A 14,258-nucleotide genomic window follows, 5' to 3' on the forward strand; every position below is an offset into this window, starting at 1 on the left:
CGCCTCCTCGCTGCTCGACGTTCTCGACGCCCAGCGTCAGGTCTCGCTCGCCCAGGCAAGCCTGGCCGCGGCCGTCCAGCAGATGGCCAGCGACTACGTGGCGCTCAACGTCGCCATCGGCGGCGGCTACAACCCGGGCGGCAACACCGCCCCGGCCAAGGTTGCCGCAAAGACAAACTGAGACGACGACAGAAATTGAGAAAAAGCCCCGGTTCGCCGGGGCTTTCTTGAGCGCTCGTCGTGTACGATACCGTAAGATACGCCCCTTGCTCATCCGCATCCTGTAAAATCGCTCCCGGTTTCGACTGATCGTCGCAACCGCTCCAGCACCAGTACGGAAACGGGGAGTGAGACAATGGGCAACTTGAAACCGCTAGGCACGGCGCTATTGGCCGGACTGTTCCTGGCGACCCTAGCCGATGTATCGTGGAGCACAGAGCAGGCGCAGCAGCGCCAGGCGGGGCGTGACATCAAGCAGACCACGCGGCAAAGCGCCCGCGATACCAAGCAGGATTGCCGCGCCGCCAATCAACAAAGCAACGCGGCATGCCGGCAGGACAAGCGGCAGACCAAGCAGAGCGGTCGGCAAACCGCGCGCGACCTGAAATACTGAAACGCCACGGAGACTCGCAACGCTCCGCTTCGACGAAGCGCTGCGTATCTCCCTAATGTAGCGATCACATGCTGGCCTGCACGCTGTGCAAGCCGGCATAGATCCCGTCGCGCGCCATCAGATCCTCGTGCCTGCCCTCCTCGACGATCCCGTCGGCAGTGAGCACGAGGATGCGGTCGGCGTGGCGGACCGTCGACAGGCGATGCGCGATGACGACGGTAGTGCGCCCCTTGGCGAGCCCAAGCAGCGCCTGCTGCACCGCCCGTTCGCTCTCATTGTCGAGCGCGCTGGTGGCCTCGTCGAAGATCAGGATCGCCGGGTTCTTCAAGAACGCCCGCGCGATCGTCAACCGCTGCCTCTGCCCGCCGGAGAGCCGCACCCCGCGCTGGCCGATGTCGGTATCGTAACCATCGGCAAGCGCCGTGATGAACTCATGCGCATTGGCCGCCCGCGCCGCAGCCTCCACCTCCGCATCGGTGGCATCCGGCCGCCCATAACGGAGATTGTCGGCAACCGAGCCGGCGAAGAGATAGACGTCCTGCTGCACCACGCCCACATGTCCGCGCAGCGACGACAGCGTGACATCGCGGATATCGGCGCCATCGATCAGGATCGACCCCGCCTGCACGTCGTACAAGCGGGGAATGAGCGAGCACAAAGTGCTCTTGCCCACCCCTGACGGACCGACCAGCGCCACGAACTCGCCGGGGGCGATGGTGAAGGACAGGTTCTCGAACACGCCACTCGTGTCGGCATCATAACCGAAGCTGACATCCTCGAACCTGATTTCACCCTTCGGCGTCGACAGCGTATGGGCACTTGGCCGGTCGACGATATCGGGCTCGACGTCGAGAACCTCCATCGCCCTCACGAAGCCGGTATAGCCCTCCTGCCAGAGCCGCACGAAATTGGCGAGCCGCTGCACGGGATCGACGAGCACCGCGACGCAGAGAAGGAAGGTCAGGAGATCGGCCACCGTCTTCGCCGACGACACGATCCTGATGCCACCGATGACGATGACGAGGATCGTGATGAACTGCGCGAAGCTCTCCGTTCCCACGGAAAACCACGCCTCGCTGCGATAGCCATCGGCGCGGCTCACGAGAAAGCGCTCGTTCTGAACGGCGAAGCGATCCCTCTCCAGTTTCTCGTTGGCGAAGGACTGAACGACGCGGATGCCCGCAAGGCTGTCTTCCAGCCGCTCGTTGACGCCGGCGATCTGCTGCTTGCTGCGTTCCAGCGCGCGGTTCATGCGACGGTTGAAATGCAGCGCGTAGGCGACCGCGAGAGGCGTCAGCAGCAGGATCAACCCGGCCAGAAGAGGATCGATATAGAAGAGTACCAGCATGGCGCCGCCATATTTGAGGATGGCGATCGAGACATCCTCGGGACCATGGTGGAACAGCTCGCCGAGCCAGAGGGAATCGCTGGTGATGCGGCTCATCAACTGTCCGGTGCGCTGGCGATCGTAGAAGCTGAAGGAGAGCTTCTGGCAATGATCGAACAGCTCCTGCCGGACGGCGGCCTCGATACGAGCGCCCATCACATGGCCGCGATAATCGACGAAGAACACCGCGACCATCTGCACCGCGAGCAGCGCCAGCATGACGGCGCCGACCTTGAGGATCAGCGCAATTGCCTCCCCGGCATCCGCGATCATGAGAAGGCGGTTGGTGACGATATTGGCGCAGATGGGCAACGCCACCGCGGTCGCCGCGACGAGAATGGCGCAGACGACATCGGCGCAGAGCAACGGCAGATGCGGACGGTAGTAGCTGAGAAACCTGGCGACCCGAGAGCGCCGCCGCGCATGTTGATCGTCGGCAGTATCAGGCTCGGAAGTGGTCGGGAGTGGTTTACGACGCGGCGCGTCTTTTCGCGCGCGGGCGAATTGAATAGACATGAAGCGGAGTGTCCTTGTGAGTGATCGTTCCTTTCGTTCTGGACAGGATCGCTTTCATGACAGTCTCCCTGGACGAGTTTGCGTTCAGCTTCGCGCCATCCTTAACAGATCAGACGCCAAGCCGCAAAGGCCGCTCCGGGCAGAAATTCAGGAGAACACGCTTAACGTGCGTTAACAGCGACGTCAGCGCGTCAGCGGGCCATTCGTCCCTCAATCAGGATTTCGATCTGGATCGAGACATCTCGGCCTCTCCCGCCGACTGTTTCCGGCCCGTCGTTTCGTTCCGCGACAGCGCGTCTGTCACAGCCTGAAACACCCTCAAGCCTTAACCTTACTGGGTAACCAATCCATTAGCATCCTGTTGAAAACGAAGGCGGTTATGGCAATCTTCAGCCATGACAAACATCCGCTCTCCAAGATTCAACGCCGATGATATGGGACGGTCGCGGGAATGCGAAAGCGTCTGCAAAGGGGCGATAACCGAAGTTGTCCGTCGCGCAATCGCGGCGGGATGGCGTGAAGCAGAAATCGCGCTTCACCTGGCAGACGCAGCAGAAGATTATGTCATCTACCTGGCAACCAAGCCGGACCGTCGCCTGAAGGCGGCAAACAACAACTAGTTGCGAATGGGGGCGACTGACGTCGCCGGAGCAAGGCCTGCTTACGAGGGGAAGCGACCTGCCTGCTCCGAAACATACGCATCGAGACTGTCTGCGGCGCTATCGCCGCACGATGATTTGAGAGCGGCGTCCACCCGCCGAACAACAGCATGGGCTCTGAAACGAGGCCATGCTGTTTGATTTCCAGCTCAGCCCTGCGGCCGGTTTCTGAAGGCCTCGGCTTCCGCGTAGAACTTCTTTTCCCACTCCTTGTGGTTATCGAGCCCTTCGCGGATGAACGGCGTGAAGACGGCGAGGTTCATCAGCGCCCAGTTGACGAAGCGGGCCGGAAACTTCAGCGGCTTGTCGAAATCGACGAACAGCACCACGCGCGTCTTGTCCGTGTGGTTCCAGGCCTCGTGCTCGTAGGCATCGTCGAAGATCAGCGCCTTGCCTTCCTGCCAGTGGCAGATCTGGTCCTTGACGCGGATGGCGAGCTTGTCGGCCGGCTCCGGCACGATCATGCCGACATGCAGGCGCAGCACGCCGTTATAGGGACCACGATGCGCCGGCAGATGTTTGCCAGGCTCGAAGATCGAAAACATCGCCGTCTTCAGGCCGGGGATCTTCTGCACCGCGCGCCAGGTTTCCGGGCACTGCGCGATGTTCTGTTCCGACTTCACGCCGAAACCGAGAAGGAAGAAGGTCTTCCAGCCGGAATCGGTCGAGATCGTCTTCACGTCGGTCGAGATGTCCTGGAAGGTCGGCAGCTCGCTCTGGCGCACCAGCACGCGCTCCAGCTCGGCGCGGATCTTAGGGTAAGCCGCCTCGACCTCTTTCGCCCAGGGGAAAGTGGCGTTGTCGTAGACCGGCGGATTGCCGAGCTTGGCGTATTTGTAATTCAGCTTCTCCGCCCAGGCGACTATGCCCATGAAGAACCGTGTCACGGGGCTCGGGCGCCCCATCGGGGCGATGCCCGAGGTGCCGAAGGTCTGTCCTTCGGGCTTGGAATTGGCGGATTGTGGGGAAGAAAGGTCAGCAGTGCTGTCAGTCATGGGTGTTCCAATGCGCGATGCGTAAACTGTCATCTGTCACTCAGGATATGGACATCGCAGCCGATTGCGCAAGTCAGGCCTCCGTGAAGTGAGGTCAAATGTCGCGACCCGGGGGCCATCTCCCCTGGTGACTGGGGGCTTCCCTCGCATACGACCGGATTCCATTAAAATCAATGGGAGACGGATTTGGAGAACAGGTTGACCACCAGCACGCCAGCGATGATCAATCCAAGGCCGATGACGGCGGGCGTATCCAGCCGCTGCTTGAAATAGATGAGGCCGACGCTGGAAATCAGCACGATGCCGAGCCCGCTCCAGATCGCATAGGCGATACCGACAGGGATGACCTTCAGCGTCTGCGACAGGCAGTAGAAGGAGGCGGCATAGCACGCGACCATCAGCGCGGTCGGCCAGAAACGGCTGAACTGCTGCGACAGCTGCAGCGCCGTCGTGCCGATGACTTCGAGCGCGATCGCCGTAAACAGGAGCGCATAGACCGCAACCGGTGCCATGATTGTTGATCCTCTATTCTAGGGAAGTCAGCGAGCGGTCAGCTCGACGAGACGTGCCAGAAGCGCCTGGCGCTGCGCGTCGTCGGAGGCGCCGCCGATCATGTCGGCGAGCCAGAGACCATCGGCGGCGAAGCGCACGATCTGCGCATCGATAGACGAGTCCGTGCCGACATATTCCTCGATCCGCCCGTCGATCCACTCCCCCCAGCGCTGCCGCAGCCGCGGCTCGGCCAGAAGCGCGATCGTCACCTGCGCCCAGTGACCGGCGTCGTCAGGGCTGTCGCGCAGGCCGGCGACGGCGTTGAGATAGGCGCGCGTGAAACGGCCGTGCGGCACTGGATCCTCGCGCATGCGCTCGTCGAGATCGGCATCGAAGCGCGCCAGAAGATCCTCGAAGAGCGCATTGAGCAGCGCATTCTTGGTCGGGAAATGGTGGAGAAGGCCGCCCTTGCTGACCCCTGAGGCGCCGGACACGGCATCGAGCGTCACGGCACTCATTCCCTGCTCGTTCGTCAGGCGCGCGGCGACATCCAGCAGCTGCTGGCGGACGATGGCGGGTTGCTTGCGGCGATGATGAGCGTTTGACATCATGCATAAAGATACCGTCTGGACGGTTTTGTCAAGATATCGTGAAATTCGACCGCTGGGTCTGGTGCGAAATGTCGCGCTTGGTGGTGCGGGTTCCGGTTGCGATCGAGGCTTCGGCGGTGCATGAAGGAACAAGCTGTGAGGAGCCGCGCCGTGAGCGAGAACACCATTACACTTTACGAGGCCGTCGGCGGCGACGCGACGATCCGGGCGCTATCGCATCGTTTCTACGAGCTGATGGATACGCTGCCGGAGGCGAGCCACGTCCGCGCGGTTCACCCACCGACGCTCGAGGGCAGCGAAGCGAAATTCTACGAGTACCTGACCGGCTATCTCGGCGGCCCGCCCGTCTATGTCGAGAAATACGGCCATCCGCGCCTCAGAAGCCGCCATTTCATTGCCGAGATCGGCCCCATCGAGCGCGACGAGTGGCTTTTATGCTTCCGCCAGGCGCTGGAGGAAACCGTTCCGAACCCGAAGCTGCGCGAGATCATCCTTCCGCCGATCGAGCGGCTGGCCGATCACATGCAGAACAAGCAATAGGCTTCCTATAATGACGCTCAATCAGCGCTTCGCGCCGCTTTTCCTGGTATTTTCAGGCCTCTTTGGCTTTGCCGGCGTGGCGCTGGCCGCGGCCGCCGCCCATCTCGACGGCGACGGGCACTTCTTAGCGTCGGCCTCCGCCATGTGCCTCGCCCACGCCCCTGCCCTCTTGGCTTTGGCGCTGGCGGGCGAAAAGCTGAAGACCGCATGGCTCGCCGGGCTCTTTATGGGCGTCGGCACGCTGCTCTTTTCAGGTGATCTGGTGACGCTTCGCTTTGCGGGCTCCGGCCTGTTTCCGATGGCGGCACCCACGGGCGGCTTCGCCATGATGTTCGGCTGGCTGGCAATCGCCGCCGGCGCCGTCTTCCGCAACCGCGCCTAAGACCAAGCGGCTTATGACTGCTGCGGGATCCGTCCAAAGCGCAGCAGATTGCCGTGCGGATCGTGGATGTAGAACTCTTCCATGTTCCACGGCCGCACCGTCATGTCGCTGAGCTTCTCGACGCCGCGCGCCTTGTATTCCGCGTGAAGCGCGCCGATGCCGCCGCCGCGTAGATAGACGGATGTGCGCTCGCAAAGCGACCGATCGTCCGTCAGCCAGAAATGCAGCTCCATCTCGTCGCGACGCAGGATGAGATAGTCCTTGTCCTGATAGACGATCGTCTCGAAGCCGAGCCCGCCGCGATAAAAGGACAGCGTCTCGCCAATATCGAGCGACGGCAGCACCGGCAGAACCTCGATACGATCTGGATTGTCAGCCACCATTCGTCAAATCCCGTCCACGACTTGAAAGCCCTCGAACACGGGCGGCCCCTTATACATCGCTTTGCGGTCGCCGGCATTGCGATGGGCGGCGCGGAACTGCTCCGACTTCGTCCAGTTGAGGAAATCCTCTTCGCTGCGCCAGATCGTATGCGAGGAAAACAGCGTATAGCCCTCCTCCGCATTCTCCCGACCGCGCAGCAGCCGGAATTCCACGAAGCCGGGCACTTCCGAAAGGCTGGAATCGCGATTGCGCCAGACGCTTTCGAATTCCGCCTCCGACCCGATCGATACCTTGAAGCGGTTCATCGCGATAAACATGGGAACACTCACGCCTTGCGTTTCCTCTCGGCCTCGGGAGCCTCGAAGGCTATCACATTGCGGCCCTCAAGGGCATCGCGCCCGAGCGGCTTTTCCGGCAATTCGCCCGGCATGCGTGCTTCCCAGATCGGAAACTGCTCGACATTGGGATAGTATCTGCGCCGCTCTTCGCGTTCCATCATCAGCTCATAGAGTTCGGGAACCATGCCATCGCCATTGTGGGCGGCCAGCTTGTGCAGGCCGATCAACGTATACCCTTCCGGGTGTCTATCGCTCATCGGGTGGCGTTTCGCTCGTTCATGGTCGTCAGCGCCCGCTCGAGGCTGGACTTGCTGCCGTTGCGCAGCGGAATGAAGGTCTTGCCGAACTTCTTGCAGCCGGTCTTTACCCTGAGGCACGCATCATGGCTGATACAGTCGATCGGGCAGAAGACGCAATCAACGGAGGGAAGCACCGTGTCGATGCGCGACACCGCCTCGCGCAGCCCGCCATCGTGGTGGATTAGCTCGGCGCCGAAGTTGCTGGCGATCTGGCGCAGATGCGCCACCTGGCAATCACGCCCGCCGACATAAAGGAAGCTGCGGCCATCGAGCTTGGAACGTCCGGAGGTCTCCTCAACCGTGCTTGTATCCGCACTCACGCGGATTTCCCGGTTAGAACCCTTCTTCGCCTTACGCGCCATTGACCACCCGTTCGTTCATTGATCGGCACACGATTGCTGCGTGTGTGGGTGGACCTTAGTAAACTTGATTTTTAGAGTAAAGTATAAAGTTGATTATTTTGATCATATTTTCTCAAGGACCCGATTTTATCATCGGGCCGCTTGCTGTCAGCGACCCGTCGTGACCTGCACTTCCTGGGTGAAGGTCCAGATCGGCTTGCCCCATTCGGCCGGCAGCGGCGGGAATGGTGCTGCGCGGCGAACGCCATCGACCACGGCGGCGTCGAGTTCGGGAATGCCCGAGCTGCGCGCAACCGACAGGCTGCTCACGCCGCCAGAGCCGTTGATGCTCAACCGAATGCGAACGCTCATCGCGGCATTCATCCGCCTGTATTCGGAAGGCACGCGGACGGACCGCCTGATTTTCGATTGCACCTTGCCCGGATAGTTGGCGACCGCGGCACTGCCGGAGCCGCCGCGATTTCCGGCGCTGCGCGAATCCTGGTCGGAGGCCTGGTCGACGCCATCGGAAGCGCCGCGTCGGCTATCCTGCTTGTTCTCGCCCTGAGAGCCTGAACGCGTGACAACCTTCTTCGGCGGCTGCTTCTTCTCTACCGGCTTCGGCTTTTCCACCGGCTTCTGCGCAACCGGCTTCGGGTCCGGCGTCGGCACGGTCTCCGGCTCAGGCGGAATTTCCGCCGTCTCGGTCGGCTGAACCGGCGCCACATCCTCAGGCGTCGCAGGCGGCGTCTCGGTAACCTCCGGCTGAACCTCCGTCGGCACCTCGGTTGCCATCGGCTGAACGACCGAGGTCTCGGCTGGCACCTGCGACGTCAACACCTCAGGCTCGACCGCCGTCATGTTCTCAGGCGAGACCCGCGTGACTTCCTGCGTCGGCGCGACAGGCTGTGGATCGACCGGCTGCGCGTCGGGCTGAACCTCTGTCGGCTGCTGCGCGACCTCGGGCTGCACCTGTTCCGCCACGATCTCTTCCGGCTGCGGCTCGGCCGTCTCCTCACCCGACGATGCCTGGTCGAGATCCGAATCGCCGAGCATGATCACGCTCACCGTCTCGCCGGCCTCTTCCTCCGGCTGCTCCGGAGTGACGACGACGCCGACGATCAGCGCGATTGCGAGCGCGCTGTGGAAAATGAAAGAACCGATGCAGGCGGCCGTCACGCCGAGCTTGCCGCGATGCGGCCGGGTGGCCGCCGGCATCTCGACGCTCGCATCCATCAGCGGCGCCGCCGCATGGCCGTTGCTTGCGCTACGCGGATCCTGCGGGAAGGACGAGATTTGCGCCTGGCGCGTGTAGTGCAGAACAGCCTCGGCGGCCGGCTGGCGCGCGACGTTGCGGAGATCCGACAACTCGTGGCCGGGATGCATGCCCGGGTTGTTGTCGTTCACACCGCCATCGGCGACCGCCTCGTCGAAGAGAACCTGTCTCGCCTTTGATCTCGCTGAAACCACCATTTTGGACGCCTTGTACCGCTGCAACGGAAGAGGCCGGGGCTACCCCCGGCCGTCACTCAACCTTCGAAAGGAATGGAAACCTGGGAGCGGGTCACCAGACCCTTCATGCACTCGCCCTTGTCGGGGCCTTCGCACGCCGGCGTGTCATTGATCAGCAGCCGCGTCACCGCCTCGCATTTCACGTTCGGCATATCGAACTGCCGCACCCGCTTCTTGCCCTGCGGCAGATCGCGGAAATCGAGAACGGTGATCTTGTCGACGGCGTTCTTGTCGTTGAAGAAGGCAAGCTCGAAGGACACTTTGGTGATCGCTTGCGGCAGCGTGTTCAACGCCACGAAGGTCATCATGCAGCCCTTCTGCGAAGGCGCCAGCGCGTTGAGTTCCACATCGAGCGCTGCCTTCGGCGCGGCCGCCGCTGCGGGCTCCTGCGCATAGGCCTGGATCGCGCCCGAAAGGACCAGTGAGCCGGCTGCCAAAAGCGTTGCAAATCGGGTGACCGGCCTCGTGACTACCATTGCGTCTCTCCACTGAAATTCTGAAACTTGACTTACAAAGTCCGCTATTGCGTCTTTAAAAAATGATGACTATGAAAGTCAAGATAATTGTAGGTCGTAAGGGCATTTTTGGCCCACCTAAAGAAGCAAAAAAGCCAACGAAATGATGGTCGATAAGCCGGACACACTGAAGCAAACGCTGTTGGCGCGCGACGCCATGGCCGAGGTCCGAATCCTGGAGAGCAGCGAGATTTTTCGCGGCGCCAACGAGATCGTCATTCGCCACGACGGCGCCTTGTACCGGATGAAAATCACCCGCCAGGGCAAGCTAATTCTGAATAAGTAGGGGTAGACATATGACTGAGAACACCAAGCCGTCGCCGGCCGAGATCCGCGCCTTCCGCGCCGAAAACCCGAAAATGCGCGAGCGCGATATCGCCGCCCAGCTCAAGGTTTCCGAAGCAGCGCTCGTGGCCGCGGAAGTCGGCATTTCCGCCACCCGCATCGACGGAAGCGCGATCAAGCTCCTGGAGCGCGTCGCCGAACTCGGCGAAGTCATGGCGCTCTCGCGCAACGAGAGCGCCGTTCACGAAAAGATCGGCGTCTACGAGAACATCAAGACCGGCGGCCAGGGCGCCATCGTGCTTGGCGAGAACATTGATCTGCGCATTTTCCCGAGCCGCTGGGTCCACGCCTTCGCGGTCACCAAGAAGGACGGCGACCAGGAGCGCCTGAGCCTGCAGTATTTCGACAAGGCCGGCACCGCCGTCCACAAGGTTCACCTGCGCCCGGCCTCCAACGTCGAGGCCTATCACTCTATCGTGAACGACCTCAAGATCGAGGACCAGTCGCAGGACTTCATCGCCGACGACAGCAAGACGGTGGCCGACGAGAGCGGCAGCGTCACCAAGGACGAGCTGCGCGACCACTGGAGCAAGATGACCGACACGCACGAATTCTTCGGCATGCTGCGCAAGCTGAAGATCGGCCGCCAGGCCGCCGTGCGGACCGTTGGCGACGACTTCGCCTGGCAGCTCGACAACACCGCGACCGCAGAGATGATGCACGCATCGGTCAAGTCCGGCCTGCCGATCATGTGCTTCGTCGGCAATGACGGCATTGTCCAGATCCACTCCGGCCCGATCTCCAACGTCCAGCCCATGGGTCCGTGGATCAACATCCTCGACGAGACCTTCCATCTGCACCTGCGTCAGGACCACATCGCCGAAACCTGGGCAGTGCGCAAGCCGACCAAGGATGGCCACGTCACCTCCGTCGAAGTCTACGGCGCCAATGGCGAAATGATCATCCAGTTCTTCGGCAAGCGCCACGAAGGCTCCGCGGAGCGCGCAGACTGGCGCGACATCGTCGAAAGCCTGCCCAAGGCGGCCAGCGTTGCGGCGTAAGCCGAAGGAGATGACGATGCCGAACCACAATCGCGGTTCATTCAAGAAGACATCCATGCTGCGGGGCCTCATGGCCCTGCCGCTGGCAGCCTCGCTTCTCGCCTTCTCGCCGGCTGCCCATGCCGAAGACAAGATCGACAGCACCCGCCTGATCTCGATCGGCGGCGACCTCACCGAGATCATCTATGCGCTCGGCGAAGAAAAGCACCTGATCGCCCGCGACACGACCAGCCTGTTTCCCGAACAGGCTCTGAAGCTGCCCGATGTCGGCTACATGCGCGCGCTGTCGCCCGAAAACATCCTTGCAATGAACCCGACGGCCATCGTCGCCGTCGAGGGCTCCGGCCCGCCGGAAGCGTTGACGGTGCTGCGCAGCGCCAGCGTCCCCTTCGAGACGGTACCGAACGCCTATACGCGCGACGGCATCCTCGCCAAGATCGACAAGGTCGGCGCGCTGCTTGGCGTCGAGCCAAAGGCAGCCGAACTGCACAAGCAGGTCGCGACCGATCTCGACGCGGCGATTTCAGACGCCGCCAAGCACCCGGAAAGCGAACGCAAGCGCGTTCTCTTCATCCTCAGCATGCAGGGCGGCAAGATCATGGCTTCGGGCACCGGAACGGCGGCCGATGGCATCATCAAGCTCGCCGGCCTGGTCAACGCCGTCGGCACCTTCCCGGGCTACAAGCCGCTGACCGATGAGGCGATCATCGAAGCCAAGCCCGACGTCATCCTGATGATGAACCGTGGCGACGGCGCAGGCACCAAGAACGAAGACCTGATGAAGCAGCCGGCGCTGGCGCTGACGCCCGCCGTGCAGAACAAGGCGATCATCCGCATGGACGGTCTGCACCTGCTCGGCTTCGGCCCGCGCACCGCCAGCGCCGTGCGCGAACTCACCAAGGCGATCTACGGGGGCTGACCATGGCGGTAGTGAACGACATGGACGGGCGTCGCATCGTGTTTTCGGCCTCGGGGATGCGTGAGCGTCACCGGGCCGGCGACCGCTCGCTGCTGGCACTGGCGGTCATCGCGCTGCTGGTGGTCGGCTCCGTCCTGTCGTTACTGTTCTCCGTCACGACCGGCGCCTCGGATGCGTCCTTCCTCGACGTGATCGCCAATGTCGCCGGATCGGATGATGCGCTGAGCAAGCGCGACCGCATCATCATCTTCGACATCCGCATGCCCCGCGCCATCCTCGGTTTCCTCGTCGGTGGTTCGCTGGCAGTCTCGGGCGCCGTCATGCAGGGCCTGTTTCGCAACCCGCTGGCCGATCCCGGCCTCGTCGGCGTCTCCTCCGGCGCCGGCCTCGGCGCTGTCGTCATGATCGTGCTCGGCGGCGGCTTCGTCGCTCCCCTCTACGTCCTGCTCGGCATCTATGCGCTTCCATTCGCAGCCTTCGCCGGCGGCCTCGCCACGACGCTGCTGCTCTACCGCATCGCCACCAGCAACGGCCAGACCTCCGTCGCGACCATGCTGCTTGCCGGCATCGCGCTCGGCTCGCTTGCCGGCGCCATGACCGGCCTGCTCGTCTACATGGCCAACGACCAGCAGCTGCGCGATCTCACCTTCTGGGGCATGGGCTCGCTCGCCGGCTCGACATGGACCAAGATCGCCGCCGCCGGCCCGATCATCCTCCTGTCCTTCATCGTCGTCCCCTTCCTCGCCAAGGGCCTCAACGCCATCACGCTCGGCGAGGCCGCAGCCTTCCACATGGGCGTTCCCGTGCAGCGGCTGAAGAACATCGCCATCGTCACCGTCGCGGCCGCGACAGGCGCATCGGTCGCCGTCAGCGGCGGCATCGGCTTTGTCGGTATCGTCGTGCCGCACGTACTGAGAATGGCGATCGGCCCCGATCACCGCTATCTCCTGCCGGCCTCGGCGCTCCTCGGCGGTTCCCTGCTGATCTTCGCCGACGTGATCGCCCGCACCATCGTCGCGCCCGCCGAACTGCCGATCGGCATCATCACCGCGGCCGTCGGCGGCCCGTTCTTTCTCTGGATCCTGCTGCGCCAGCGTTCCCGCCTTGCCCTTTGAGTATCTGCCATGATCGAAGTCTCCGGCGTCTCCGTCCGCCTGTCGGGCAAAACCATCGTTGAAGACGTCGGCTTCACCGCCGCCTCGGGCAAGCTGACGGCGATTGCCGGGCCGAACGGCTCCGGCAAGACGACCACGATGAAGGCCGTATCCGGCGAACTGCCCTATAGCGGCTCGATCCGCATCAACGGCGAAGACGTGCGCGGGCTGCAACCATACCAGCTGGCGGCCGTGCGCGGCGTACTGCCCCAGGCAAGCAACATCTCCTTCCCCTTCACCGTCCGCGAAATCGTGCGCATGGGCCTGACATCTGGGCTGAACCGCAATCCCGAACGCGCCGAGCAGACGGCGGCCAAGGCGCTGTCTTCGGTCGATCTCGACGGTTACGAAGGGCGCTTCTACCAGCACCTCTCCGGCGGCGAGCAGCAGCGCGTGCAGCTTGCCCGCGTGCTTTGCCAGATCTCCGAACCCGTCGTCGACGGCAAGCCGCGCTGGCTCCTCCTCGACGAGCCGGTCTCCAGCCTCGACATCAGCCACCAGCTGACGATCATGCGCCTTGCCCGCGCCTTCTGCGACGCCGGCGGCGGCGTCATCGCGGTGATGCACGACCTCAACCTGACGGCGCTATTCGCCGACCAGATCATACTCATGCAGCAGGGCGGCCTTGCAGCCCGGGGCACGGTGCATGACGTGCTGACTGACGAGACCATGCACTCGGTCTTCGGCTGCCCGCTGCGCATCAACAAGGTGCCCGACGACGGCACCCCTTTCGTGCTCGCCCACAGCGCCGTCGGCGGCTGATTACAAGCGGAACCTTTTGCCCACAACCGGCGTTAAGCCATTGATTTGGGTCATTGCCGGGCATCTGTGTTCATGCAAGCTTGCGTTCTGATCCTGTGTTTAACCAGGCGGTGCGAAACCGCGCCGTAACAATGGAGAAAACCATGGCATCTTTCCTTCAGACCGGCCGTCACCGTCGCAATGGCAGCGCCGCTCTTCACAACATCGAGGCAACGGTCGAGGACCAGATCGCATCGCTGCAGGATGAGATCGCGTCGCTGACGAAGTTGATCAGCAAGAACTCGCGCAAGCAGAGCGAAAAACTCAGCGCCCAGGCGGCATCCGGCTACGAAGATCTCGTTGCCCGCAGCGAGGACTTGCTGCGCGACCTGCAGGATGGTTATCTGCGCGGCGCTTCCGAAGTGCGCGACACCGTTCGCAGGCACCCGGTCGCCACCATCGGCGCTGCTGCCGCATTCGGACTGGTCGTTGCCCTCCTGGCACGACGCTAAGG

At 62.8% G+C, this 14,258-nt stretch carries 20 protein-coding genes and 1 pseudogene; 11 read left to right on the forward strand and 10 right to left on the reverse strand.

What is annotated here, in order from left to right; genetic code table 11:
- Together J5286_RS16400 and J5286_RS16405 are read left to right on the forward strand one after the other, a co-directional pair.
- Window positions 1–181, forward strand: a pseudogene (locus J5286_RS16400) (TolC family protein); the annotation flags it as partial.
- A gap of 174 nt (window positions 182–355) precedes the next feature.
- Complete coding sequence (locus tag J5286_RS16405; RefSeq protein ID WP_209191322.1) at window positions 356–613, forward strand: hypothetical protein; 258 nt, start codon at window positions 356–358, stop codon at window positions 611–613.
- 64 nt (window positions 614–677) lie between these two features.
- On the opposite strand, the gene J5286_RS16410 is transcribed toward J5286_RS16405, so the two are convergent.
- Window positions 678–2,516, reverse strand: coding sequence for an ABC transporter ATP-binding protein (locus J5286_RS16410; RefSeq protein WP_209191323.1), 1,839 nt, complete (start codon window positions 2,514–2,516; stop codon window positions 678–680).
- A gap of 395 nt (window positions 2,517–2,911) precedes the next feature.
- Here J5286_RS16410 and J5286_RS16415 point away from each other — a divergent pair, with 395 nt between their 5' ends.
- Window positions 2,912–3,136, forward strand: coding sequence for a hypothetical protein (locus J5286_RS16415; protein WP_018897204.1), 225 nt, complete (start codon window positions 2,912–2,914; stop codon window positions 3,134–3,136).
- A gap of 188 nt (window positions 3,137–3,324) precedes the next feature.
- Here the strand turns inward: J5286_RS16415 and olsC are convergent, their stop codons facing one another.
- The 3 genes from olsC to J5286_RS16430 form a co-directional block, all read right to left on the reverse strand.
- A complete protein-coding gene (gene olsC / locus J5286_RS16420; protein ID WP_209191324.1) occupies window positions 3,325–4,170 on the reverse strand; it encodes an ornithine lipid ester-linked acyl 2-hydroxylase OlsC in 846 nt (281 codons plus the stop codon).
- Between the two features lie 170 nt (window positions 4,171–4,340).
- Window positions 4,341–4,682: an SMR family transporter gene (locus tag J5286_RS16425; RefSeq protein ID WP_047514405.1), complete on the reverse strand. Its 342-nt coding sequence runs from the start codon at window positions 4,680–4,682 to the stop codon at window positions 4,341–4,343.
- 27 nt (window positions 4,683–4,709) lie between these two features.
- Window positions 4,710–5,270: a TetR/AcrR family transcriptional regulator gene (locus tag J5286_RS16430; RefSeq protein WP_209191448.1), complete on the reverse strand. Its 561-nt coding sequence runs from the start codon at window positions 5,268–5,270 to the stop codon at window positions 4,710–4,712.
- 153 nt (window positions 5,271–5,423) lie between these two features.
- Between J5286_RS16430 and J5286_RS16435 the strand changes: the two genes are divergently transcribed.
- Window positions 5,424–5,813, forward strand: a complete 390-nt coding sequence (locus J5286_RS16435; RefSeq protein ID WP_209191325.1) for a group II truncated hemoglobin — start codon at window positions 5,424–5,426, stop codon at window positions 5,811–5,813.
- A 10-nt stretch (window positions 5,814–5,823) separates the two neighbouring features.
- Window positions 5,824–6,195 (forward strand): DUF423 domain-containing protein, encoded by a 372-nt coding sequence (locus J5286_RS16440; RefSeq protein WP_209191326.1) that lies wholly within the window; start codon window positions 5,824–5,826, stop codon window positions 6,193–6,195.
- Between the two features lie 11 nt (window positions 6,196–6,206).
- Here J5286_RS16440 and J5286_RS16445 read toward each other — a convergent pair whose 3' ends face one another.
- From J5286_RS16445 to J5286_RS16470, 6 genes are all read right to left on the reverse strand, one after another.
- Complete coding sequence (locus J5286_RS16445) at window positions 6,207–6,578, reverse strand: bleomycin resistance protein (RefSeq protein ID WP_209191327.1); 372 nt, start codon at window positions 6,576–6,578, stop codon at window positions 6,207–6,209.
- A 3-nt stretch (window positions 6,579–6,581) separates the two neighbouring features.
- Complete coding sequence (gene hmuQ, locus J5286_RS16450) at window positions 6,582–6,896, reverse strand: heme-degrading protein HmuQ (protein WP_047514419.1); 315 nt, start codon at window positions 6,894–6,896, stop codon at window positions 6,582–6,584.
- A gap of 8 nt (window positions 6,897–6,904) precedes the next feature.
- A complete protein-coding gene (locus tag J5286_RS16455; RefSeq protein ID WP_026282764.1) occupies window positions 6,905–7,174 on the reverse strand; it encodes a hypothetical protein in 270 nt (89 codons plus the stop codon).
- Window positions 7,171–7,578: a DUF2325 domain-containing protein gene (locus J5286_RS16460; RefSeq protein ID WP_047514424.1), complete on the reverse strand. Its 408-nt coding sequence runs from the start codon at window positions 7,576–7,578 to the stop codon at window positions 7,171–7,173. The genes J5286_RS16455 and J5286_RS16460 overlap by 4 nt, the downstream gene beginning before the upstream one ends.
- A 147-nt stretch (window positions 7,579–7,725) precedes the next feature.
- On the reverse strand, window positions 7,726–9,030 hold the full coding sequence (locus J5286_RS16465; RefSeq protein ID WP_209191328.1) for an energy transducer TonB family protein: 1,305 nt from the start codon (window positions 9,028–9,030) through the stop codon (window positions 7,726–7,728).
- Between the two features lie 56 nt (window positions 9,031–9,086).
- Window positions 9,087–9,545, reverse strand: a complete 459-nt coding sequence (locus tag J5286_RS16470) for a hypothetical protein (protein WP_047514431.1) — start codon at window positions 9,543–9,545, stop codon at window positions 9,087–9,089.
- Window positions 9,546–9,687: 142 nt separating this feature from the next.
- On the opposite strand from J5286_RS16470, the gene hemP reads away from it, so the two are divergent.
- The 6 genes from hemP (at window position 9,688) to J5286_RS16500 (ending at window position 14,256) form a co-directional block, all read left to right on the forward strand.
- The gene (gene hemP / locus J5286_RS16475; RefSeq protein WP_047514434.1) at window positions 9,688–9,870 is read left to right on the forward strand and encodes a hemin uptake protein HemP; all 183 of its coding nucleotides are present in this window, start codon (window positions 9,688–9,690) and stop codon (window positions 9,868–9,870) included.
- A 10-nt stretch (window positions 9,871–9,880) separates the two neighbouring features.
- Window positions 9,881–10,930, forward strand: a complete 1,050-nt coding sequence (locus J5286_RS16480) for a hemin-degrading factor (protein ID WP_209191329.1) — start codon at window positions 9,881–9,883, stop codon at window positions 10,928–10,930.
- A gap of 10 nt (window positions 10,931–10,940) precedes the next feature.
- On the forward strand, window positions 10,941–11,849 hold the full coding sequence (locus tag J5286_RS16485) for a heme/hemin ABC transporter substrate-binding protein (protein ID WP_209191449.1): 909 nt from the start codon (window positions 10,941–10,943) through the stop codon (window positions 11,847–11,849).
- Window positions 11,850–11,869: 20 nt separating this feature from the next.
- Entirely contained in the window at window positions 11,870–12,964 is a 1,095-nt protein-coding gene (locus tag J5286_RS16490) for a FecCD family ABC transporter permease (RefSeq protein ID WP_449090026.1), read from the forward strand.
- A 9-nt stretch (window positions 12,965–12,973) separates the two neighbouring features.
- Window positions 12,974–13,765: a heme ABC transporter ATP-binding protein gene (locus tag J5286_RS16495; RefSeq protein WP_209191331.1), complete on the forward strand. Its 792-nt coding sequence runs from the start codon at window positions 12,974–12,976 to the stop codon at window positions 13,763–13,765.
- A gap of 143 nt (window positions 13,766–13,908) precedes the next feature.
- Window positions 13,909–14,256: an ElaB/YgaM/YqjD family protein gene (locus tag J5286_RS16500; RefSeq protein ID WP_209191332.1), complete on the forward strand. Its 348-nt coding sequence runs from the start codon at window positions 13,909–13,911 to the stop codon at window positions 14,254–14,256.
- Window positions 14,257–14,258 lie beyond the last annotated feature (2 nt).

The sequence above is a fragment of the Rhizobium sp. 16-488-2b genome (assembly GCF_017741815.1).
In the GTDB taxonomy this organism is placed as follows: domain Bacteria; phylum Pseudomonadota; class Alphaproteobacteria; order Rhizobiales; family Rhizobiaceae; genus Rhizobium.

Bases quoted from the DNA above. Each gene is read 5' to 3' on its own strand.
- J5286_RS16500 (WP_209191332.1), top strand. From the start codon at position 13,909: ATGGCATCTTTCCTTCAGACCGGCCGTCACCGTCGCAATGGCAGCGCC.
- J5286_RS16455 (WP_026282764.1), bottom strand. From the start codon at position 7,174: ATGAGCGATAGACACCCGGAAGGGTATACGTTGATCGGCCTGCACAAG.
- J5286_RS16460 (WP_047514424.1), bottom strand. From the start codon at position 7,578: ATGGCGCGTAAGGCGAAGAAGGGTTCTAACCGGGAAATCCGCGTGAGT.
- J5286_RS16490 (WP_449090026.1), top strand. From the start codon at position 11,870: ATGGACGGGCGTCGCATCGTGTTTTCGGCCTCGGGGATGCGTGAGCGT.
- J5286_RS16445 (WP_209191327.1), bottom strand. From the start codon at position 6,578: ATGGTGGCTGACAATCCAGATCGTATCGAGGTTCTGCCGGTGCTGCCG.
- J5286_RS16470 (WP_047514431.1), bottom strand. From the start codon at position 9,545: ATGGTAGTCACGAGGCCGGTCACCCGATTTGCAACGCTTTTGGCAGCC.
- J5286_RS16495 (WP_209191331.1), top strand. From the start codon at position 12,974: ATGATCGAAGTCTCCGGCGTCTCCGTCCGCCTGTCGGGCAAAACCATC.
- J5286_RS16405 (WP_209191322.1), top strand. From the start codon at position 356: ATGGGCAACTTGAAACCGCTAGGCACGGCGCTATTGGCCGGACTGTTC.
- J5286_RS16485 (WP_209191449.1), top strand. From the start codon at position 10,941: ATGACGATGCCGAACCACAATCGCGGTTCATTCAAGAAGACATCCATG.
- J5286_RS16440 (WP_209191326.1), top strand. From the start codon at position 5,824: ATGACGCTCAATCAGCGCTTCGCGCCGCTTTTCCTGGTATTTTCAGGC.
- J5286_RS16425 (WP_047514405.1), bottom strand. From the start codon at position 4,682: ATGGCACCGGTTGCGGTCTATGCGCTCCTGTTTACGGCGATCGCGCTC.
- hemP (WP_047514434.1), top strand. From the start codon at position 9,688: ATGATGGTCGATAAGCCGGACACACTGAAGCAAACGCTGTTGGCGCGC.
- J5286_RS16430 (WP_209191448.1), bottom strand. From the start codon at position 5,270: ATGTCAAACGCTCATCATCGCCGCAAGCAACCCGCCATCGTCCGCCAG.
- hmuQ (WP_047514419.1), bottom strand. From the start codon at position 6,896: ATGTTTATCGCGATGAACCGCTTCAAGGTATCGATCGGGTCGGAGGCG.
- J5286_RS16410 (WP_209191323.1), bottom strand. From the start codon at position 2,516: ATGTCTATTCAATTCGCCCGCGCGCGAAAAGACGCGCCGCGTCGTAAA.
- olsC (WP_209191324.1), bottom strand. From the start codon at position 4,170: ATGACTGACAGCACTGCTGACCTTTCTTCCCCACAATCCGCCAATTCC.
- J5286_RS16480 (WP_209191329.1), top strand. From the start codon at position 9,881: ATGACTGAGAACACCAAGCCGTCGCCGGCCGAGATCCGCGCCTTCCGC.
- J5286_RS16415 (WP_018897204.1), top strand. From the start codon at position 2,912: ATGACAAACATCCGCTCTCCAAGATTCAACGCCGATGATATGGGACGG.
- J5286_RS16465 (WP_209191328.1), bottom strand. From the start codon at position 9,030: ATGGTGGTTTCAGCGAGATCAAAGGCGAGACAGGTTCTCTTCGACGAG.